The following is a 19075-nucleotide window of genomic DNA, read 5'->3' as shown; positions in this document are numbered from 1 at the left end:
GTGCCGCCCTCGTTCGAGAACAGCCGATCAGCCAGGGGCCGATCAGAAGTCCATGTCACCGCCCGGCATGCCGCCCGGGGCGCCGGCGCCGGCCTTCTCGGGCTTGTCGGCGATGACGGCCTCGGTCGTCAGGAACAGCGCGGCGATCGACGCGGCGTTCTGCAGCGCGGAGCGCGTGACCTTCGCCGGGTCGATGATGCCCTCGGCGATCATGTCGACGTACTCGCCGGTCGCGGCGTTCAGGCCCCAACCGATCTGCAGGTTGCGCACCTTCTCGACGACGACGCCACCCTCGAGACCACCGTTGACGGCGATCTGCTTGAGCGGGGCCTCCAGGGCCAGACGCACGGCGTTGGCGCCGGTCGCCTCGTCACCCGTGAGCTCGAGCTTCTCGAAGACCGCGGAGGCCTGCAGCAGGGCCACGCCGCCACCGGCGACGATGCCCTCCTCGACGGCCGCCTTCGCGTTGCGAACGGCGTCCTCGATGCGGTGCTTGCGCTCCTTGAGCTCGACCTCGGTCGCGGCGCCGGCCTTGATGACGGCCACGCCGCCGGCCAGCTTCGCGAGGCGCTCCTGGAGCTTCTCGCGGTCGTAGTCCGAGTCGGAGTTCTCGATCTCGGCGCGGATCTGGTTCACGCGACCGGCGACCTGGTCGCTGTCACCGGCACCGTCGACGATGGTGGTCTCGTCCTTGGTGATGACGACCTTGCGGGCGCGGCCCAGCAGGTCGAGACCGGCGTTCTCCAGCTTGAGGCCGACCTCCTCGGAGATGACCGTGCCACCGGTGAGGATGGCGATGTCGCCGAGCATGGCCTTGCGGCGGTCGCCGAAGCCCGGGGCCTTGACGGCGACGGACTTGAAGGTGCCGCGGATCTTGTTGACGACCAGGGTCGACAGGGCCTCGCCCTCGACGTCCTCGGCGATGATCAGCAGCGGCTTGCCGGACTGCATGACCTTCTCCAGGAGCGGCAGCAGGTCCTTGACCGAGCCGATCTTGGAGTTGACGATCAGGATGTACGGGTCGTCGAGGGACGACTCCATGCGCTCCATGTCGGTGGCGAAGTACGCCGAGATGTAGCCCTTGTCGAAGCGCATGCCCTCGGTGAGCTCGAGCTCCAGACCGAAGGTCTGGGACTCCTCGACGGTGATGACGCCTTCCTTGCCGACCTTGTCCATGGCCTCGGCGATGAGCTCGCCGATCTGGGTGTCGGCGGCGGAGATGGAGGCCGTGGAAGCGATCTGCTCCTTGGTCTCGACATCCTTCGCCTGCTCCAGCAGGGCGCCGGAGACGGCCTCGACGGCCTTCTCGATGCCGCGCTTGAGGGCCATCGGGTTGGCGCCGGCGGCCACGTTGCGCAGGCCCTCGCGGACGAGCGCCTGGGCGAGCACGGTGGCGGTGGTCGTACCGTCGCCCGCGACGTCGTCCGTCTTCTTGGCGACTTCCTTGACCAGCTCGGCGCCGATCTTCTCGTACGGGTCCTCGAGCTCGATCTCCTTGGCGATGGAGACACCATCGTTGGTGATCGTGGGGGCGCCCCACTTCTTCTCAAGGACGACGTTGCGACCCTTGGGGCCAAGGGTGACCTTGACGGCGTCGGCGAGCTGGTTCATGCCTCGCTCGAGACCGCGACGGGCCTCCTCGTCGAACGCAATGATCTTGGCCATCTGAAGTGGTCCTCCCGGACAGCGGTGGATTGCTCCCAGGACCGCGCCCGCGCCCGCGACGGACGGCCTGCGTGCCCGGCGGTTCCTTCCCGCCGGACCCTGCGGGCCTCACCGACCCGGTCCTCGTTCAGTAGCACTCTCACCAGGAGAGTGCTAACGCCAATGATTAGCACTCGACCCCCGCGAGTGCAAGCGGCTTGGGTGAACACCCCCGTGAACACACCGGCGACGCGCGAGGGGCCCACATCCCGTGTCCAGGATGTGGGCCCCTCGTACGTACGCGTCGGCGGTCGATCGCGCCAGGACTAGCCGATGGCGAGCTTGACCATGTCCGCCTGCGGACCCTTCTGGCCCTGCGAGATCTCGAACTCGACCCGCTGACCCTCTTCAAGGGTGCGGTACCCGTCCATCTGGATGGCGCTGTAGTGGACGAACACATCCGCACCACCGTCGACCGCGATGAAGCCGTAGCCCTTCTCCGCGTTGAACCACTTGACGGTGCCCTGAGCCATGCCTAACTCCCCTATTACTGGCCCTTGCGCAGGAACGCACTTCGCGGTCCCGGGTCAGAACTTGCGTCGGAACGCGTCGACCGAGGCTGAATGTATCTGCGCCGATGCTGTCTGCAACAGGTCAATCCGACGAGAAATCTGGACACCTAGATACATTGAAATAGAGTGAAAATTTGGCATAGTCCAGGGCAACTCGGGCCCGGCATATCGCGCCAAAGCCTCATACCGCACTTGCACATTGACTCGATGTCGACCCTCACGCGGCCCGTTCATATGCGGCGGGCAAGAACAGCGGAGGGGACTTCCCCAACTCTACCGCGCCCAATCAAGCAGAATTGCCCCCTCCGCTTTTAGCGGAGGGGGCAATTACGGTTTTGTGCGCCGCACCCGGAAGGTGATCAGCAGCCGCCCGCGACGGCCGGGATGATCGAAACGCCGGCGCCGTCCGGCGTCGCCGCCTCGAGACCGCCTTCAAAGCGCACGTCGTCGTCGTTGACGTACACGTTGACGAAGCGGCGCAGCTTGCCCTGGTCGTCCAGGACGCGCGCGGCGATGCCGGGGTGGCTCTTCTCCAGCGACTCGATGACCTCGGCCAGGGTCGCGCCCTCGGCGGGAACCTCGGCCTGGCCGCCGGTGTAGGTGCGCAGGATGGTGGGGATGCGGACGTTGACGCTCATGGCGCTACTGCCTTTCCGGGTGTCAGGGGTTGGTCAGGCCAGGCCGGCGGCGCGGAACGCGTCCAGGCTCGGGCGGATCGTGGCGGTCTGGCCGCTGTCCGCGGCCACCGCCTCCAGGGTCTTCAGGCCGTCGCCGGTGTTCAGGACGACGGTGGTCAGCGTCGGGTCGAGCTGCCCGTTCTCGATGAGCTTCTTCGTGACGCCGACGGTCACGCCGCCCGCGGTCTCGGCGAAGATGCCCTCGGCCTGCGCGAGGATCTTGATGGCCTCGACGACCTGCTCGTCGGTGACGTCCTCGACGTAGCCGCCGGTGCGGCGCGCGATGTCCAGGACGTACGGGCCGTCCGCCGGGTTGCCGATGGCGAGGGACTTGGCGATGGTGTTCGGCTTCTGCGGGCGGACCACGTCGTGGCCGGCCTTGAAGGCGGTGGACACCGGGGAGCAGCCCTCGGCCTGGGCGCCGAAGATCTTGTAGGGCTTGTCCTCGACGAGGCCGAGCTTGATCAGCTCCTGCAGACCCTTGTCGATCTTCGTCAGCTGGGAGCCGGACGCGATCGGGATGACGATCTGGTCGGGCAGCTGCCAGCCGAGCTGCTCGCAGATCTCGTAGGCCAGGGTCTTGGAGCCCTCGCCGTAGTACGGGCGCAGGTTGACGTTGACGAAGCCCCAGCCCTCGCCCAGCGGGTCGCCGATGAGCTCCGAGCAGAAGCGGTTGACGTCGTCGTAGTTGCCTTCGATGCCGACGAGGTCGCCACCGTAGACACCGGCCATGACGACCTTGCCCTGCTCCAGGTCGTGCGGGATGAACACGCAGGAGCGGAAACCGGCGCGGGCGGCCGCGGCGCCGACGGCGCCGGCCAGGTTGCCGGTGGAGGAGCAGGACAGGGTGGTGAAGCCGAAGGCGCGGGCGGCCTCGACGGCGATGGCCACGACGCGGTCCTTGAAGGAGTGCGTCGGGTTGCCGGAGTCGTCCTTGACGTAGAGCTTGCCGGTGACCCCGAGCTCCTTGGCCAGGTTCTCCGCGTCCACGAGCTTGGTGAAGCCGGGGTTCAGGCTCGGCTTGGAGGCCACGTCCGCGGGGACGGGCAGCAGCGGCGCGTAGCGCCAGATGTTGTTGGGGCCGGCCTCGATCGCGGCGCGCAGCGCCTCGGGGTCTCCGAGGGGGAGGTCGTAGGCGACTTCCAGCGGTCCGAAACATTCGGCGCACGCGAAGATGGGGCCGAGCTCGAAGCGGGTACCGCACTCGCGACAGGAAAGGCCGGTGGCAGGTCCGAGATCAACAGAGGTGGCGACAGTCTGTGCAGCCATGATGGCGAGGCCCTTTCTCCTCATCTTCCCCATGGCGCACTTCGCCATGAGACGGAATTGGCACCTTCCCTAGCCGGGGACCTCGCTGACGTCGCTGACGTGCGATCGCGAGAACCGACTGGAGGGTTGCCGGGGCTTCAACGGGCCGTGTCCCTCTGCCCCTCTGGATGAGCGGTATGGCACCGGCACACGCGCTCTATGGCGCGCCGGTGCGTTTGTTCGCGAGGACCCCCGGCATGCGGTGGTCCTTCGCGTTGTTCAAGACTGTAACCGAAGGGCCGGGCGGTTGAGACAGCCGTCCGAACCGCGAGATGGATCACTTTTCGGTCAAACCGACCGCGCGGCAGGCCAACCAAGGTGCAAGGAGTCCGAGAGTGCTGGAAGAGGTGGAGCGCTGGCTGGCCGACCGCTCCTGGGCCGCCGCCGACCGACCGCTCGACCAGCTGCTGGACCGGAAACGGGCGGCTGGGACCACGGTCAGCGTGGTGCTGCCCGCGCTCGACGAGGAGGCGACCGTCGGCGGGATCGTCGAGGTCATCCGGCGCGAGCTGATGGAGGGACTGCCGGTCCCCCTGGTGGACGAGCTGATAGTCATCGACTCCGGTTCGGCCGACCGGACGGCGGAGGTGGCGGCGAAGGCCGGCGCCCGCGTGGTGCACCGCGACGAGATCCTGCCGCGCATCCCGGCGCTGCCCGGCAAGGGCGAGGTGCTGTGGCGCTCCCTGCTGGCGGCCACCGGGGAGATCGTCTGCTTCGTCGACGCCGACCTGCGGGACTTCTCGTCCTCCTTCGTCTCCGGGATCGTGGGGCCGCTGCTGACCGACCCGGAGGTGCAGTTCGTCAAGGCGATGTACGACCGCCCGCTGGGCGACGCCCCCGGCCAGGGCGGCCGGGTGACGGAGCTGGTGGCGCGCCCCCTCCTCAACCTCCATTGGCCGCAGCTCGCCGGTTTCGTCCAGCCGCTGGGCGGCGAGTACGCCGTACGCCGCTCCCTGCTGGAGCGGCTGCCGTTCCCCGTCGGGTACGGCGTGGAGCTGGGCCTGCTGGTCGACGCGCTGCACACGGTCGGGCTGGACGCGCTGGCCCAGGTGGACGTGGGCGTACGGGTCCACCGCCATCAGGACGGGCAGGCGCTGGGCCGGATGGCCGCGGCGATCTACCGGACCGCCCAGGTGCGGCTCTCGCGCGGGCACCTCGTACGGCCGGAGCTGACGCAGTTCGAACGGGGGCCCGAGGGGTTCGTGCCGCGGACGTACCCGGTGGACACCGAGGAGCGGCCGCCGATGCTGGGGATCAAGGAGTACGCGCTGCGTCGCGTGGCGTGAGCTTTCGCATGGTTTGAGCGGGAGCGGGCCGGGCTAGGTTGGCCGCATGGCTTCTCAGGTACTCGTTGCAGCGAACCGCGGCCCGCTCTCGTACGCCCTCGCCGCCGACGGCACGCTCAGTGCCCGTCGCGGCGGGGGCGGTCTCGTCTCCGGACTCTCCGCCGCCCTCGCGGAACAGCCGGAGGCGCTGTGGATCTGCGCGGCCCTCTCGGACGCGGACCGGGAGGCGGTCCACCGGGGCGTCGCCGAGCCCGGTGTCCGGATGCTGGACATCGATCCCACGGTGTACGACGACGCGTACAACGGCATCGCGAACTCGGTGCTCTGGTTCACCCACCACCACCTGTACGACATCCCGCGCGAGCCGGTCTTCGACGCGGAGTTCCGGCGCCGGTGGGCCTCGTACGTGGCGTACAACCGGGCTTTCGCGCAGGCGCTGGCCGAGGAGGCGGCGGAGGGTGCCTGCGTCCTGGTGCAGGACTACCACCTGGCGCTGGTCCCGGGGCAGCTGCGGGAGCTGCGGCCGGACCTGCGGATCGGGCACTTCACGCACACGCCGTGGGCGTCGTACGAGTTCCTGCGGATGCTGCCGGACGACATCCGGTCGGAGCTGATGTGGGGGATGCTCGGGGCGGACGTGGTGGGCTTCCACACCTGGGCGTGGGCGCAGACCTTCATGGGCGCGGCTCAGCTGGACGACGAGCGGGGCATCGCCGAGCCGGCGATGCCGGCGGGGTCGGGCGGGGAGCGGTACGTCCGCAAGACCCCGTGGGGCCCGGTGCGGCACAAGAGGACGGACGTGGCCGTGTACCCGCTGGGCGTGGACGCGGACGAGCTGCGGGCGCTGGCGCACCGGCCGGAGGTGGACGACAAGCTGGCGGGCCTGCGGGCGGAGGTCGGCGGCCTGAAGACGATCGTCCGCGTGGACCGCACGGAGCTGTCGAAGAACATCCTGCGGGGCCTGCTGGCGTACCGGGAGCTGCTGGGCACGCACCCCGAATGGCGCGGCCGGGTGGTGCACCTGGCGTCCGCGTACCCGTCGCGGCAGGACCTGGCGGTGTACCGGGCGTACACGGAGTCGGTGCGGGAGCTGGCGGCGGAGATCAACGCGGAGTTCGGCACGGCGGACTGGCAGCCGGTGCACGTGTCGGTGCAGGACGACTTCGCGCGCTCGCTGGCGGCGTACCGGATGGCGGACGTGGCGCTGGTGAACCCGGTGCGGGACGGGATGAACCTGGTGGCGAAGGAGATCCCGGTGGTGTCGGAGGCGGGGTGCGCGCTGGTGCTGTCGACGGGGGCGGGGGCGTACGGGGAGCTCCGCGAGGACGCGCTGACGGTGAACCCGTACGACGTGACGGCGACGGCGGAGGCGTTGCACGCGGCGCTGTCCATGCCGGCCGCCGAGCGGGCGGAACGCACGAAACGCCTGGCCGTGGCCGCCACCGCCCTTCCCCCGGCGGCCTGGTTCGCGGCCCAACTGGCCGACCTGCGCGCGTAGCCCGCGTGACGCGGGAGCGGGGCGGGGAGCCCGGCTCCGCCGGGACCTGGGGCTCCGCGCCCGGAAACGGCGGTCAGGCGCGGATGGCGGTGGCCAGGGCCGACAGGAAGGTCGCGATGGCGGCCGGGCCCGGGAGGACCAGGTCGGCGCGGGCGGCGAGTTCCGGGACTTCCGCCGAGCCGCTGCACAGCAAGAGGCCCGGGAGGCCGTCGGCCCGGCGTTTTTCGACCGCCGAGTACGCGGCGAGGTCGCCCAGGTCGTCACCCGCGTACAGGACCGCCTCCGCGTCCGTCTCCGCCAGGAATTCCGTCAGGGCGACGCCCTTGTCCATGCCCGGAGGGCGCAGTTCCAGGACCGCCCGGCCCGGTTCGACCATCAGGCCGTGCCGGGCGGCGAGCTCGGCCAGGGGTTCCCGCAGGGCGGCGAAGGCCGCCGCCGGGTCGGCCGCCCGGCGGGTGTGGACGGCCAGGGCCCGGCCCTTCTCCTCGATCCACGTGCCGCGCCAGGCCCCGATCGACTCCAGGAAGCCCGGGAGCTCGGCCCGTACCGCCGCGACTCCCGGATGCTCGGCCGGGGCGTGGACGATCCCGGTGACGGCGTCCCACCGCTCGGCGCCGTAGTGGCCGAGGACCACCAGGTGTTCCAGTCCGGGGACCCCGGCGAAGCCCCCGTAGCGGACGGCGACCCCCGCCGGCCGGCCGGTGATCACCGCCACCGACGCCACCTCGGGGGCGAGCGCGGAAAGGGCCGGGACGGCCCCGGGGTGGGCTCGGGCCTGGTCCGGGTCCGGGACGATCTCGGCGAGGGTGCCGTCGAAGTCCAGGGCGATCACGGATCGGCGGGGTGCGCGGAGCAGGGCTTCGAGTCCCTCGCGTCCGGCTGCGGTGACGGGCATCGGCAGGTCGCGGTCGTGCGGATGGCTCCCCATGTGAACGACCCTAACGGCCCCGTCCGAGGACGGCTACGGTGCCGGACGCGAGGGACTCGAAGCCGGTGGGCCCGCGGCTACCGCCTGGCGCGCTGGGCTTCGCGGATGCGCCGCAGCCGGTTCACCGTGCCCGGTGCGTGGGCGAGCGCGCGCGGGTCGTCCATCAGCACGTTGAGCAGCTGGTAGTAGCGGACCGGGGTCATCCCCAGCCCTTCCCGTATCGCCCGCTCCTTGGCCCCGGGCCCCGGCCAGGTGCGTGCCTCGTACGCGAGCACCGCGGCCTCCGTGGCCGTCAGCTGCCCCTCGTCCGTCATACCGCCAGATTAACGCCGCCCGCTGACAGCCCCCACGGGACCACCGCGGGACCACCGCAGGGCTACCGCGGCTCCGCCGCCCGCGCCGCCGTCGCGATGTCCTCCAGCACCTTCGCCGGCTGCCCGCCCGGCTGCACGCTCTTGCCGATGTTCTGCTTGACGTCCTCGCTGACGCCCGCCCAGGACTTCTTGCCCACCGGGTACAGCTTCGAGGTCGGCAGCGCGTCCAGGAAGGTCTTCAGCTGCGGCGCGGAGCCCGTCGTGCCGTTCGCCATCGCCCGGTAGCCGGACGTCGTCGCGGGCAGCAGGTCGTACGTGTTCGTGAAGGCGGTCACGTTCTTCGTCTCGTACAGGCGGTCCAGGAACTTCCCGGACTCCTTCCGGTGGCCGTTCTTGAAGGCCATCACCCAGTCCGCGACGCCCATCGCCGAGTGCTCGGTGCCGTCGGCGGTCGGCATGGTCACCATGCCGAACTTCACGCCCTTCCCGGCCGCCTGCTTGAGCAGCGTCGGGTGGCCGTTGAGCATGCCGACCTCGCCCCGGGTGAAGGCGTCGAAGGCGGCCTGCCGGTCGAGCTTCGCCGGCTCGACGGGCCCCGTCAGCCCCTGCCCGACCATCTTGTCGCGCAGGAACTCCAGCGTCTTGACGTTCTCGGCGGAGTCGATGGCGTACTCCTCCTCGTTGTCGGTGTAGCCGCCACCGCCCGAGAGCATCCACATCATCGTCTCGGCCTGCGCCTCCTCGCGGCCCAGCGGCAGCGCGAAGGGGGTCGGGACGCCGGCGCCCTTGAGCTTCTTGGCGGCCGCCTCCAGCTCCGCCCAGCTCTTGGGCTGCCAGCCGGTCTTGGAGTCCTTCGGGATGACCCCGGCGTCGGTCAGCAGCTTCTCGTTGTAGAAGAGCAGCCGGGTGCTGGCCACGAAGGGCAGCCCGTACTGGACGCGCTTGACCTTGCCCGCATCGGCGAGCGGCCCCAGGAAGTCGGCCTCGGTCTTGACGGAGAGCAGCTCGTCCGCCGTGTACAGCTTGCCCGCCTCCGCGTAGTCGGCGTAGGCGCCGATCTGCGCGATGTCGGGGGCCTTGCCGGCCTTGACCATCTGGGCGACCTTGGCGTCGACCTCCGACCAGGAGTAGACGCTGACCTCGACGTTCACGCCGGGGTTGTCCTTCTCGAAGCCGTCGGCGAGGGCCTTCCAGTACTTCTCCGAGGAGTTCTGCGGATTGTCCCCGTAGTCGGCCGCCACGACCCGCAGGGTCACCTCGTTGTCCCCGGTGAGTCCGCCGAGGGCTCCGCAGCCCGTCAGCGTCGCGGTCAGGCTCAGCGCGGCGCAGGACGCGGCCAGGCCCGGCAGGTAACGGCGCTCCACAGTTCTCGTTCCACCCCTTGTTGTACGTACGATCCACGTAAGGTCTACACCACTTTGGCGGCTGCTCCACATCCGGATCCCCAGCGGGGTCCCGGATTTGTATGGCCGCTCAACAATCCCTCTCAATGGACTAGACCTTTCCCCGCCGAGCACGCGAGACTGTCCCCTGTGAAACCCGTGAAACACGTCATCGCCCTCGATGTGGGCGGCACCGGGATGAAGGCCGCCCTGGTCGCCTCCGACGGCACCCTGCTCCACGAAGCGCGCCGCGCCACCGGCCGCGAGCGGGGCGCCGACGCCGTCGTCGAGACGATCCTGGACTTCGCCGCCGAGCTGCGCGACACCGGCCGTGAGCGCTTCGGGCGGGCCGCCTCGGCCGCCGGGGTCGCCGTGCCCGGCATCGTCGACGCCGAGAACGGGATCGCCGTCTACGCGGCGAACCTGGGCTGGCGCGACGTACCGATGCGCGAGCTGCTCAGCAAACGCCTCGGCGGGATCCCGGTGGCCCTCGGCCACGACGTGCGCACGGGCGGACTCGCCGAAGGCCGCATCGGCGCCGGCCGGGACGCCGACCGCTTCCTCTTCGTCCCGCTCGGCACCGGCATCGCCGGAGCCATCGGCATCGCCGGCCGGATCGAGGCCGGGGCCCACGGCTACGCGGGCGAGATCGGCCACATCGTGGTCCGCCCCGGCGGCCCCGCCTGCGGCTGCGGCCAGCGCGGCTGCCTGGAGACCCTCGCCTCCGCCTCCGCCGTCAGCCGGGCCTGGGCGGCCGCCTCCGGCGACCCCGACGCCGACGCCGCCGACTGCGCCAAGGCCGTAGCGTCCGGCGATCCCCGCGCCCGCGAGGTGTGGCTGGCCGCCGTCGGCGCGCTCGCCGACGGCCTCGTCACCGCGATCACCCTGCTGGACCCGCGCACGCTGATCATCGGTGGCGGCCTCGCCGAGGCGGGGGAAACCTTGTTCACACCACTACGGACGGCCGTGGAGGAGCGCGTGACGTTCCAGCGGCTCCCCCACATCGTTCCGGCGGCCCTCGGGGACACCGCCGGATGCCTGGGCGCAGGGCTGCTCGCCTGGGACCTACTCGCCACGGAGGTACCTGCCTGATGTCCGGAAGCGCGCACAGCACTGTTCTCTCCGGCGCCAGGGTGGTGCTGCCCACCGGAACCGTCGCGAACGGCCGGGTCATCGTCGACGGCGACCGGATCGCCGGCAGCGCCCGGGAGGGCGCGCAGGTCCTCGACCTGTCCGGGCACTGGGTCGTCCCCGGCTTCGTGGACATGCACAACCACGGCGGCGGCGGCGCCTCCTTCACCTCCGGCACCGCCGAGGAGGTCCTCAAGGGCGTACGGACCCACCGCGAGCACGGGACCACCACCCTCGTCGCCTCCACCGTCACCGGGGACCTGGACGAGCTGGCCCGGCGGGCCGCGCTGCTCGCCGAGCTGACGCAGCAGGGCGAGATCGCGGGCATCCACTTCGAGGGGCCGTTCATCAACGCCTGCCGCAAGGGCGCGCACAAGGAGGACCTGCTCCGCGACCCCGACCCGGCCGAGGTCCGCAAGCTCATCGACGCCGCCCACGGCGCCGCCCGCATGTTCACCCTCGCCACCGAGCTCCCGGGCGGCCTGGACTCCGTACGGCTGCTGGCCGAGCACGGGGTCATCGCCGCGATCGGCCACACGGACGCGACGTACGAGCAGACGCGCGCGGCCATCGACGCGGGCGCGACCGTGGCCACCCACCTCTTCAACGCGATGCCGGGCCTGGCCCACCGCGAGCCCGGCCCGATCGCGGCCCTGCTGGAGGACGAGCGGATCACCGTCGAGCTCATCAACGACGGGACCCACCTGCACCCGGCCGCCCTGGAGCTGGCCTTCCACCACGCGGGCGCGCACCGCGTGGCGCTGATCACCGACGCGATGGACGCGGCCGGCTTCGGCGACGGGACCTACCACCTCGGCCCGCTGGAGGTCGAGGTCAAGGAGGGCGTGGCCCGGCTCGTGGAGGGCGGCTCCATCGCCGGCTCGACGCTGACCCTGGACACCGCCTTCAAGCGGTCGGTGACGGTCGACAAGCTGCCGGTGGAGTCCGTGGTCCAGGCGATCTCCGCCAACCCGGCCAAGCTGATCGGCCTGTACGACGAGATCGGCTCCCTGGAGCCCGGCAAGTACGCGGACCTCGTCCTCCTGGACGCCGAGTTCGACCTCAAGGGCGTCATGCGGCGCGGCGAATGGATCGTCAGCCCCGGCGCGCGGTCCGGTTCCTGACGGCCAAGCGGCTGTACGGACGGGGGCGGTCGGCAGGGAGGACTGGGCCGACCGCCTTCTGTTTGGCATGATCCCGGCAGCAACAACCCCGGGGGTGCCCTTTCATGATCCTGACCGTGACGCTCAACACCGCGCTCGACGTCACCTACCGCGTACCGAGGCTGCTCCCGCACGCCTCGCACCGGGTCTCCGACGCCGCCGAGCGGCCCGGCGGCAAGGGGATCAACGTGGCCCGCGTGCTGGCCGCGCTCGGCCACGAGGTGACCGCGACCGGCTTCGCGGGCGGACCGGCCGGCGCCCTCGTACGGGAGCTGCTGGCGGAGCGGTCCCCGGGGGTCGTGGACGCCCTGGTGCCCTGCGCGGGCTCCACGCGGCGCACGCTGGCGGTGGTCGACGGGGCCTCCGGCGACACCACCCAGTTCAACGAGCCGGGCCCGCTGATCGCTCCCGCGGAGTGGTCGCGGTTCCTCACCCGGTACGAGGACCTGCTGGCCGGCGCGGCAGCGGTGGCCCTGTGCGGCAGCCTCCCGCCGGGCGTGCCGGTGGGCGCGTACGCGGTGCTCGTACGGGCCGCCCGCGCGGCCGGGGTGCCCGTCCTCCTGGACACCAGCGGCGAGGCCCTGCGCCGCGGGGTCGCCGCCCGCCCCGAGATGATCAAGCCGAACGCCGCCGAGCTGGCCGAGCTGACCGGATCCCGCGAGCCGCTCCCCGCCACCCGCGACGCCCGCCGCCGGGGCGCGCACGCGGTGGTCACCTCGCTCGGCCCGGACGGCCTGCTGGCCGCCACCCCCGAGGGCACCTGGCAGGCGGCCCCGCCCCGGGCGCTGTCCGGCAACCCCACCGGGGCCGGCGACTCCGCGGTGGCCGGGCTCCTGTCGGCGCTGGCGGAGGGCCTGGACTGGCCCGAGCGGCTGACCCGCGCGGTGGCCCTCTCGGCGGCCACGGTGCTCGCCCCGGCGGCGGGAGAGTTCGACCCCCGCACCTACGAGGAGCTGAGGCTCGCCGTCTCCGTCACCGACGGAAGCGGAAGCTGAACGTCCGTCACTGTCCGGCAAGGCCGCCACTGCTGACGAACCGTCGGGTATGCGAGCCCCGAATAAAGACGATCTAAGATCAACAAGTTCAATTGATCTTCGAACTTACGAGGCCGACCCCAGTGAACCGCTTCTTCCGCAACCTCCTTGCCACCACCACCACGGTGGTGGCCATCTCCGCGCTCGCCGCAGTCCCCGCGCAGGCCCAGACGATCTCGGGCGGCTCGTGCGGCGCGGGCTACTACCAGCAGGACGCCTACCCGCTCGGCACCGACTGGGGTGGTGCCACCGGCGCCGGCGTGCTGTTCCTGTACTACAACAAGTCCACGGGCACGAACTGCGCGATCCTGCGCCGCGACTCTCAGTTCTCCGTCACCGACGGCATGGCCGTCATCCTGGAGGGCGGCGGCAACAGCGACGTCGACGGCCAGCGCGCGTACACCCAGTACGCGGGCCCCGTCTACGTGAAGGCCCCCGGCAGCTGCGTCCGGGTGCGCGGCGACATCACGGGCTACTGGACGGGCACTCCCTACGACGAGGTGAAGCACACCGGCAACAGCGGCTGGGTCCACTGCGGCTAGACGCAGATGTGAAGCCGGGGTCCGGCTCCGCCGCGAATGCGGTGGGGCCGGACCCCGATTTCGTGGCGACGGGCGGATGCCCCACTCCGCCGTCGGCCGGTCAGCGCTTGGTGTGACCCGACGCCAGCTCCAGCTGATCGAAGATCACGTCGCACTGGTTGCCGGCCTCGCACGAGATCTTCAGCGCGTTCGAGCCCTTCTTGAGGGTGATCCACGCGTAGGTGCGCGTCCATCCCTTGTCCCAGGCCCCGTCCGCCGCCTTGGCGAAGTTGGCCAGGTTCAGCGACTGGTTCGGGCTCTGGCCGTTGACCGTGAGGGTCGCCTTGCCGTCCTTGCCGGGCACGCCGTAGTTGACGAACAGCGTGTAGTCGCCCGCCTCCGGCACCTCCACGGTCCAGGTGAGCGCCGCACCGGGCTGATTGAAGCCGCCGACGTACTGGCCGCCCGAGCTCTTCGAACCCGGCACCGTGCTCTGCAGCTGTGAGCCACCGCTCAGCACCATGCCCGCACCGGCCGCCTCGCCCTTGGGCAGCGGGGCCTGGGAGGGCTTGGGAGAGCCGCTCGGGGGCGGGGACGAGGGGTTCTGCGGGGCCGCCGACGGCTGGTTGCCGTTCGCGTCGTTCTTGCCCTTGTCGTCGTCCTTGTTGCCGAAGGCCACGGCGGCGCCGATGCCGATCACGACCGCGCCGACCACCGCGACGGCCGCGATGAGCAGACCCTTGCGGCTGGACCCGCCGCCGCTGCCGCCGCCGTGCGAGGCGATCTGCTGGGTGTGGGCCGAGGGGGACGGCTGCTGCGGCGGAACGCCGTAGCCGCCCGTCTGGAGCGCCTCGGGGGCCTGGTACTGGGCCTGGTAGGGCGGCTGCTGCGCGGGCACCTGACCGCGCTGGCCGCCGTACGTCCGCTCACCGACCGTGCGCACCTGGTGGTGGGAGGTGCGCGGAACACCGGGCTGCGTGCCGGGATGACCACCGGCCGCGGGGCCCGGGTAGCCGTATCCACCGCCCGATGCGGGCGGGGCGGCACCGGCCGCCTGGCCGTCCGCGTAGAGATAGCCGAACGGATCGTCGTCCTCGGGCTTGTTCGCCCCACCGTGCGGGCCGTTGTTCGCGGGCGTCGTCATCGCAGGTCACTCCTTTCGACCCCCGGGAGCCTACCCCGAACACGTGCGCCCACGAGCGGCCGATCGCCTCAGCCGGCCCGGCGGTGCGCCTTGGAACGGGATCTCTTCTCGATGTACATCCGCTGGTCGGCGGAGCGCAGGACCTCATCCGCCGACATGCCGCAGCTGGCCCAGCCGATGCCGAAACTGGCCCCGACACGGACCGCACGGCCGTCCACGCGGATCGGCGGGATGATCGCGTTGCGCAGCCGGACGGCGAGGTCGGCGGCGTCCGCGGCGCCCAGTCCGTCGGCAAGGACGACGAACTCGTCACCACCCAGCCGAGCGACGGTGTCACCGTCCCTGACGCCCGTCGTCAGCCGCCGGGCCACCTCGATCAGGACCGCGTCGCCCGTGTGGTGCCCGAACCGGTCGTTGATCGACTTGAAGCCGTCGAGGTCGCAGAAGAGGACCGCGAGCCCCTTCGTCCCGTCGTCGATGTCGGTCGCGGGCGCCACGGTGTGCACGTGGTGGTCGTACGGGCCGTCCGTGCGGGCCGTCTGCGCCCCGGGGAAGGTGAAGGGGTCGGACCCGGGCACGGCCCCGGCCCCCGGTACGGCCCCGGCCTGCCGGTCGGGGCCGTCGGGCTGAAAGCCGTGCTCGCCGGCACCACCCGCCCCGACCCGCACCTCGTACCCGTCGTAGACCACGTGGCCCTCACGCCCCTCGTAGGCCGCGTCCAGGGCCTCCACCGCGGTGGCCCGCACGGACTGCGGTCTGCGGCACAGCCGCGCCCCGAGCCGCGAGCGCAGCTCGGCGCTGTTGGGCAGGCCGGTCAGCGAGTCGTGGCTGGCGCGGTGGGCGAGCTGGAGCTCGTGCCGCTTGCGCTCCTCGATGTCCTCCACGTGCGTGAGGAGGAAGCGGGGGCCGTCGGCCGCGTCGGCGACCACGGAGTTGCGCAGCGAGACCCATACATACGTGCCGTCGCGGCGGCCGAGGCGCAGCTCGGCGCGGCCGCCCTCGGCGGAGGTGCGCAGCAGGGTGCCGATGTCCTCGGGGTGGACGAGGTCGGAGAAGGAGTAGCGGCGCAGTACGGAGGCCGGGCGGCCCAGCAGCCGGCACAGCGCGTCGTTGGTCCGCAGCAGCCGTCCGTGCTGGTCCCCGCCCATCTCGGCGATGGCCATGCCGCTGGGCGCGTACTCGAAGGCCTGCCGGAACGACTCTTCACTGGCACGCAGCGCCTGCTGCTCGCGCTCCAGCCGGACCAGGGCCCGCTGCATGTTCGCGCGCAGCCTGGCGTTGCTGATCGCAATCGCCGCCTGGAAGGCGTACATCTGGAGCGCCTCGCGTCCCCAGGCGCCGGGCCGGCGCCCGTTGCGGGGTCTGTCCACCGAAATGACACCCAGAAGTTCCCCGCCGGACGCGTACATGGGCGCGTAGAGCCGGTCCTCGGGATGCCACTCGTCCTCGAACCGCGGTTCGGGGCCCTCGGTGTGCCACTGGGGGACGTCGTCCTCCATGAGGACCCAGCCCTCGGTGTGCGGGATGAAGCGGAGCCCGTCCCAGTTCTCACCCATCGTCAGGCGGCGTTCCCAGGAGGTGCGGGAGCCGACCCGGCCGGTGATGAGGGCCTCGGCGGCGGGGTCGCCGGCGAAGGCGGCGACGACGAGATCACCGTCCGGGCGTACGAGGTTGACACAGGCGAGTTCGTAGCCGAGGCCCACGACGATGCCGTCCACGACGGTCTGCAGAGTGTCCGCCAGGCTCCTGGCCGTGTTGAGCTCGGCCACCACCCGGTGCAGCTGCCGCAGGGTCGCAAGACGGACGTACGGCTCCGACTCGGTCTCCATTGCTCGCTCTCCCCGAGACCTCGACAGCAACTCCAGGTTTGTCATCGGCGTTTCGTTGCGGTGTCCCGTCCACTGAATCACAGTGAGCTGTGCGGCAGGTACACAGGGTCAACAAATCTTGCTCTCTGTGACTCAAGTCACATGAGATGAATAACGGGGTCCAACGGGGCGGGTGACGACTGGGAGCGCTCCCCCTCATTCCCGACAGCAAACGATACGCCCGGGCCTAGGCCAAGGGGCGGGGACGCGACTCGGACCAGGGCCCGATGTGCCGCGCGGGAGGGCGAGATTAGCGTTTCGACGTGCTGAAGACGACCCCCGTACCCACCCCGCCCCACCCGAACCCCCATGCTGAGGGAGTGAGCAACGACGAGTTCAGGGCCGCCATGTCCCGGCTGGCGGCGGGCGTGTGCCTGATCACGGCACACGAGACCCCGCTGACGGCGGGCGGCCCGCGCGGCGAGGACGTCGGCATGACGGCGACCGCCTTCATGTCCGTCTCCCTGGACCCGCCCCTGGTCCTGGTGAGCCTGCGCGAGGGCTCCCGGATGGACGACCTGCTGGCCGAGCAGCCGCTGTGGGCGGTCTCGGTCCTCTCCGAACACCAGCTCCAGATCGCGGGCCGCTTCGCGATGAAGGGCCGGATCAGCGACCGGCTGCTCTTCGCGGACGTCGCGTACGAACGCGGCGAGGCCTCGGGAGCCCCCCTCCTGACCGGCGCCCTGGCCACCCTGGAGTGCCGTACGGAGAACCGCGTCGAGGCGGGCGACCACACCCTGGTCATCGGCCGCGTCCTGACCGCCGCCCAACCCCACCCGGACGCCCAACCCCTGACGTACTACCGCGGCCGCTACCGCCACTTGGGGGCGTAGCCCCCGGTGCCTACCAGTCCCGCGCGGAGCGCCCCCGCTTGGTCTCGGCCCGAGCCTTCTTCTCCCGCAGCCGCCGCTCATTGATCCCGCGCGGAATCTTCGTCGCCCGGCGCGGCTTCGGCGGCGGAGCCGTCGCCTCCGCCAGCAGCGAGGCCAGCCGGACCAGCGCCATCTCCCGATTGCGGAACTGCGACCGGTGCTCGGAGGCCCGTACCGTCACCACCCCGTCCACCAGGCGGGACGCCAACCGCTCCAGCGCCCGCTCCTTCCACACCTCGGGCAGCGCCTTGGTCGCCCCCAGGTCGAACAAAAGCTCCACGCGCGAATCCGAGGTGTTCACGTGCTGCCCGCCCGGCCCCGAGGACCGCGAAAAGCGCCAGGCGAGCTCGCCCTCGGGGAGCACGACAGAACCGCGGATGACATAGGGACCAGGCATGCCCCCTATGATCCGTCCCCGCACCCCGCCCCGTCACCCGCATTTCGCCCACGGGAACCCGACCGCCCCCTCGTCGCGTTATAGGGATCAGCGGTAGTTTGACCGCCTGTACGTGCATGTTGGATGAGGAAAGGGACATTCCCATGGCTGTCAGCCTGTCCAAGGGCGGCAACGTCTCGCTCACGAAGGAGGCCCCGGGCCTCGCTGCCGTCACGGTCGGCCTCGGCTGGGACGTCCGGACGACGACCGGCGTCGACTTCGACCTCGACGCCTCGGCCATCGCCGTGAACCCGACGGGCAAGGTCGTCTCCGACGGCCACTTCGTCTTCTTCAACAACAAGTCCACCCCGGACCAGACCATCGTCCACACCGGTGACAACCGCACCGGCGAGGGCGCCGGCGACGACGAGGCCATCAACGTCAACCTCGCCGGCCTGCCGGCCGACGTGGACAAGATCGTCTTCCCGGTCTCGATCTACGACGCCGAGTCCCGCAGCCAGAACTTCGGCCAGGTCCGCAACGCGTACATCCGCGTCGTGAACCAGGCCGGCGGCGCCGAGATCGCCCGCTACGACCTCTCCGAGGACGCGGCGACCGAGACCGCGATGGTCTTCGGCGAGCTCTACCGCAACGGCGCCGAGTGGAAGTTCCGCGCGGTCGGCCAGGGCTACGCCTCCGGCCTCACCGGCATCGCGCAGGACTTCGGCGTCAACGTCTGAGCCGTCCGAGACGTCCGCGGCTGAAAATTCCGCGGGTGAAGCCCCCTCTCACCGTCCTGAGAGGGGGCTTCGCTACCGTTCGGCAGGTGATTCTCCAACCGCTCGTCCCCGTGGACGGAGCCCTGCCCGGCCCGGTCCTGACCGAGATCGCCGCCCTGTACGCGACGAACCACGCGTTCTTCGAACTCAGCGGCGACTTCCCCGACCCGGGCCGCATCACGGTCGAACAGGTCGCGGCCTCCCTCGCCGACGAACTCGCCCACGACGGCGCCGAGGTCCTCCTCGCCCGCTCCGCAGGCCGCCTCGTCGGCATGGCCGCCACCCTCGCCCGTCATCCGGACCCGGCCACCGAGGACCCGGACCCGTGGATCGGCCTGCTGCTCATCGACGCCACCGCACACCGAGAGGGCTACGGCCGCGCCGTGGCCGCCCTGGTCGAGGACCGCTTCAGGGCCGCCGGACGCGCCGGGGTGCGGATCGCCGTACTCGACAACAATCCCAAGGCCCTGGCCTTCTGGCAGTCCCAGGGCTACGCCCCGCTGCGCCAGGCCAAGGACCGCGAACTGGGCCGCGACTGCACGGTGCTGCGCAAGCCGCTGGACTGAGGCCGAGGTACG

Annotated in this window: 19 protein-coding genes and 1 riboswitch; of the genes, 9 read left to right on the top strand and 10 right to left on the bottom strand. The window is 71.2% G+C overall.

Annotation, left to right across the window (positions count from 1 at the left end; all coding sequences use genetic code 11):
* Nucleotides 1-42: 42 nt before the first annotated feature.
* The 4 genes from groL to thrC form a co-directional block, all read right to left on the bottom strand.
* Nucleotides 43-1665 carry a chaperonin GroEL gene (groL, locus tag ACFWBN_RS26295; RefSeq protein ID WP_385179609.1) on the bottom strand — a complete coding sequence of 541 codons (1623 nt, stop codon included), beginning with the start codon at nt 1663-1665 and terminating at the stop codon, nt 43-45.
* A 305-nt stretch (nt 1666-1970) separates the two neighbouring features.
* Nucleotides 1971-2177: a cold-shock protein gene (locus tag ACFWBN_RS26290; RefSeq protein ID WP_189949539.1), complete on the bottom strand. Its 207-nt coding sequence runs from the start codon at nt 2175-2177 to the stop codon at nt 1971-1973.
* Between the two features lie 398 nt (nt 2178-2575).
* A complete protein-coding gene (locus tag ACFWBN_RS26285; protein ID WP_362395763.1) occupies nt 2576-2854 on the bottom strand; it encodes a MoaD/ThiS family protein in 279 nt (92 codons plus the stop codon).
* A gap of 33 nt (nt 2855-2887) precedes the next feature.
* Nucleotides 2888-4186: a threonine synthase gene (gene thrC / locus ACFWBN_RS26280; protein WP_385179606.1), complete on the bottom strand. Its 1299-nt coding sequence runs from the start codon at nt 4184-4186 to the stop codon at nt 2888-2890.
* Nucleotides 4180-4336: riboswitch (SAM riboswitch) on the bottom strand. It overlaps the preceding gene by 7 nt.
* 200 nt (nt 4337-4536) lie before the next feature.
* Here thrC and ACFWBN_RS26275 point away from each other — a divergent pair.
* Both ACFWBN_RS26275 and ACFWBN_RS26270 read left to right on the top strand, forming a co-directional pair.
* Nucleotides 4537-5487 carry a glucosyl-3-phosphoglycerate synthase gene (locus tag ACFWBN_RS26275; RefSeq protein ID WP_385179604.1) on the top strand — a complete coding sequence of 317 codons (951 nt, stop codon included), beginning with the start codon at nt 4537-4539 and terminating at the stop codon, nt 5485-5487.
* 46 nt (nt 5488-5533) lie between these two features.
* Complete coding sequence (locus tag ACFWBN_RS26270) at nt 5534-6985, top strand: trehalose-6-phosphate synthase (protein ID WP_385179602.1); 1452 nt, start codon at nt 5534-5536, stop codon at nt 6983-6985.
* A gap of 73 nt (nt 6986-7058) precedes the next feature.
* Here the strand turns inward: ACFWBN_RS26270 and otsB are convergent, their stop codons facing one another.
* The 3 genes from otsB to ACFWBN_RS26255 all read right to left on the bottom strand — a co-directional run bounded on the left by otsB (nt 7059) and on the right by ACFWBN_RS26255 (nt 9591).
* A complete protein-coding gene (otsB, locus tag ACFWBN_RS26265) occupies nt 7059-7913 on the bottom strand; it encodes a trehalose-phosphatase (RefSeq protein ID WP_385179600.1) in 855 nt (284 codons plus the stop codon).
* 77 nt (nt 7914-7990) lie between these two features.
* Nucleotides 7991-8227 (bottom strand): DUF3263 domain-containing protein, encoded by a 237-nt coding sequence (locus tag ACFWBN_RS26260; RefSeq protein ID WP_382644321.1) that lies wholly within the window; start codon nt 8225-8227, stop codon nt 7991-7993.
* Between the two features lie 62 nt (nt 8228-8289).
* Nucleotides 8290-9591, bottom strand: coding sequence for an extracellular solute-binding protein (locus tag ACFWBN_RS26255; RefSeq protein WP_385179598.1), 1302 nt, complete (start codon nt 9589-9591; stop codon nt 8290-8292).
* Nucleotides 9592-9768: 177 nt separating this feature from the next.
* Between ACFWBN_RS26255 and ACFWBN_RS26250 the strand changes: the two genes are divergently transcribed.
* The 4 genes from ACFWBN_RS26250 (at nt 9769) to ACFWBN_RS26235 (ending at nt 13479) form a co-directional block, all read left to right on the top strand.
* Nucleotides 9769-10701: an ROK family protein gene (locus ACFWBN_RS26250; RefSeq protein WP_385179732.1), complete on the top strand. Its 933-nt coding sequence runs from the start codon at nt 9769-9771 to the stop codon at nt 10699-10701.
* Nucleotides 10701-11864: an N-acetylglucosamine-6-phosphate deacetylase gene (gene nagA / locus ACFWBN_RS26245; protein WP_385179595.1), complete on the top strand. Its 1164-nt coding sequence runs from the start codon at nt 10701-10703 to the stop codon at nt 11862-11864. The genes ACFWBN_RS26250 and nagA overlap by 1 nt, the downstream gene beginning before the upstream one ends.
* Before the next feature lie 104 nt (nt 11865-11968).
* Nucleotides 11969-12898: a 1-phosphofructokinase family hexose kinase gene (locus tag ACFWBN_RS26240; RefSeq protein ID WP_385179593.1), complete on the top strand. Its 930-nt coding sequence runs from the start codon at nt 11969-11971 to the stop codon at nt 12896-12898.
* A gap of 122 nt (nt 12899-13020) precedes the next feature.
* A complete protein-coding gene (locus tag ACFWBN_RS26235) occupies nt 13021-13479 on the top strand; it encodes a hypothetical protein (protein WP_385179591.1) in 459 nt (152 codons plus the stop codon).
* A 100-nt stretch (nt 13480-13579) separates the two neighbouring features.
* Here ACFWBN_RS26235 and ACFWBN_RS26230 read toward each other — a convergent pair whose 3' ends face one another.
* Both ACFWBN_RS26230 and cdgB read right to left on the bottom strand, forming a co-directional pair.
* On the bottom strand, nt 13580-14602 hold the full coding sequence (locus ACFWBN_RS26230; protein ID WP_385179589.1) for a CBM35 domain-containing protein: 1023 nt from the start codon (nt 14600-14602) through the stop codon (nt 13580-13582).
* 68 nt (nt 14603-14670) lie between these two features.
* Nucleotides 14671-16431, bottom strand: coding sequence for a diguanylate cyclase CdgB (gene cdgB, locus ACFWBN_RS26225; protein WP_385179587.1), 1761 nt, complete (start codon nt 16429-16431; stop codon nt 14671-14673).
* Nucleotides 16432-16733: 302 nt separating this feature from the next.
* On the opposite strand from cdgB, the gene ACFWBN_RS26220 reads away from it, so the two are divergent.
* Nucleotides 16734-17303, top strand: coding sequence for a flavin reductase family protein (locus ACFWBN_RS26220; protein ID WP_385179585.1), 570 nt, complete (start codon nt 16734-16736; stop codon nt 17301-17303).
* 10 nt (nt 17304-17313) lie between these two features.
* Here the strand turns inward: ACFWBN_RS26220 and arfB are convergent, their stop codons facing one another.
* Nucleotides 17314-17748, bottom strand: coding sequence for an alternative ribosome rescue aminoacyl-tRNA hydrolase ArfB (arfB, locus tag ACFWBN_RS26215; RefSeq protein ID WP_385179729.1), 435 nt, complete (start codon nt 17746-17748; stop codon nt 17314-17316).
* Between the two features lie 134 nt (nt 17749-17882).
* Between arfB and ACFWBN_RS26210 the strand changes: the two genes are divergently transcribed.
* Entirely contained in the window at nt 17883-18458 is a 576-nt protein-coding gene (locus ACFWBN_RS26210) for a TerD family protein (RefSeq protein ID WP_136229206.1), read from the top strand.
* 86 nt (nt 18459-18544) lie between these two features.
* Complete coding sequence (locus ACFWBN_RS26205) at nt 18545-19063, top strand: GNAT family N-acetyltransferase (RefSeq protein ID WP_385179583.1); 519 nt, start codon at nt 18545-18547, stop codon at nt 19061-19063.
* Nucleotides 19064-19075: the final 12 nt, after the last annotated feature.

This window comes from Streptomyces sp. NPDC059989 (genome assembly GCF_042736975.1).
GTDB lineage: Bacteria > Actinomycetota > Actinomycetes > Streptomycetales > Streptomycetaceae > Streptomyces.
Note: the sequence above shows the minus strand (reverse complement) of the source record. Positions and strands in the feature narration are given on the sequence as shown.

Excerpts from the sequence above, each read along its gene's own strand:
- groL (WP_385179609.1), bottom strand. The coding sequence starts at position 1,665 with ATGGCCAAGATCATTGCGTTCGACGAGGAGGCCCGTCGCGGTCTCGAG.
- ACFWBN_RS26290 (WP_189949539.1), bottom strand. The coding sequence starts at position 2,177 with ATGGCTCAGGGCACCGTCAAGTGGTTCAACGCGGAGAAGGGCTACGGC.
- ACFWBN_RS26285 (WP_362395763.1), bottom strand. The coding sequence starts at position 2,854 with ATGAGCGTCAACGTCCGCATCCCCACCATCCTGCGCACCTACACCGGC.
- thrC (WP_385179606.1), bottom strand. The coding sequence starts at position 4,186 with ATGAGGAGAAAGGGCCTCGCCATCATGGCTGCACAGACTGTCGCCACC.
- ACFWBN_RS26270 (WP_385179602.1), top strand. The coding sequence starts at position 5,534 with ATGGCTTCTCAGGTACTCGTTGCAGCGAACCGCGGCCCGCTCTCGTAC.
- otsB (WP_385179600.1), bottom strand. The coding sequence starts at position 7,913 with ATGGGGAGCCATCCGCACGACCGCGACCTGCCGATGCCCGTCACCGCA.
- ACFWBN_RS26260 (WP_382644321.1), bottom strand. The coding sequence starts at position 8,227 with ATGACGGACGAGGGGCAGCTGACGGCCACGGAGGCCGCGGTGCTCGCG.
- nagA (WP_385179595.1), top strand. The coding sequence starts at position 10,701 with ATGTCCGGAAGCGCGCACAGCACTGTTCTCTCCGGCGCCAGGGTGGTG.
- ACFWBN_RS26240 (WP_385179593.1), top strand. The coding sequence starts at position 11,969 with ATGATCCTGACCGTGACGCTCAACACCGCGCTCGACGTCACCTACCGC.
- ACFWBN_RS26230 (WP_385179589.1), bottom strand. The coding sequence starts at position 14,602 with ATGACGACGCCCGCGAACAACGGCCCGCACGGTGGGGCGAACAAGCCC.
- cdgB (WP_385179587.1), bottom strand. The coding sequence starts at position 16,431 with ATGGAGACCGAGTCGGAGCCGTACGTCCGTCTTGCGACCCTGCGGCAG.
- ACFWBN_RS26210 (WP_136229206.1), top strand. The coding sequence starts at position 17,883 with ATGGCTGTCAGCCTGTCCAAGGGCGGCAACGTCTCGCTCACGAAGGAG.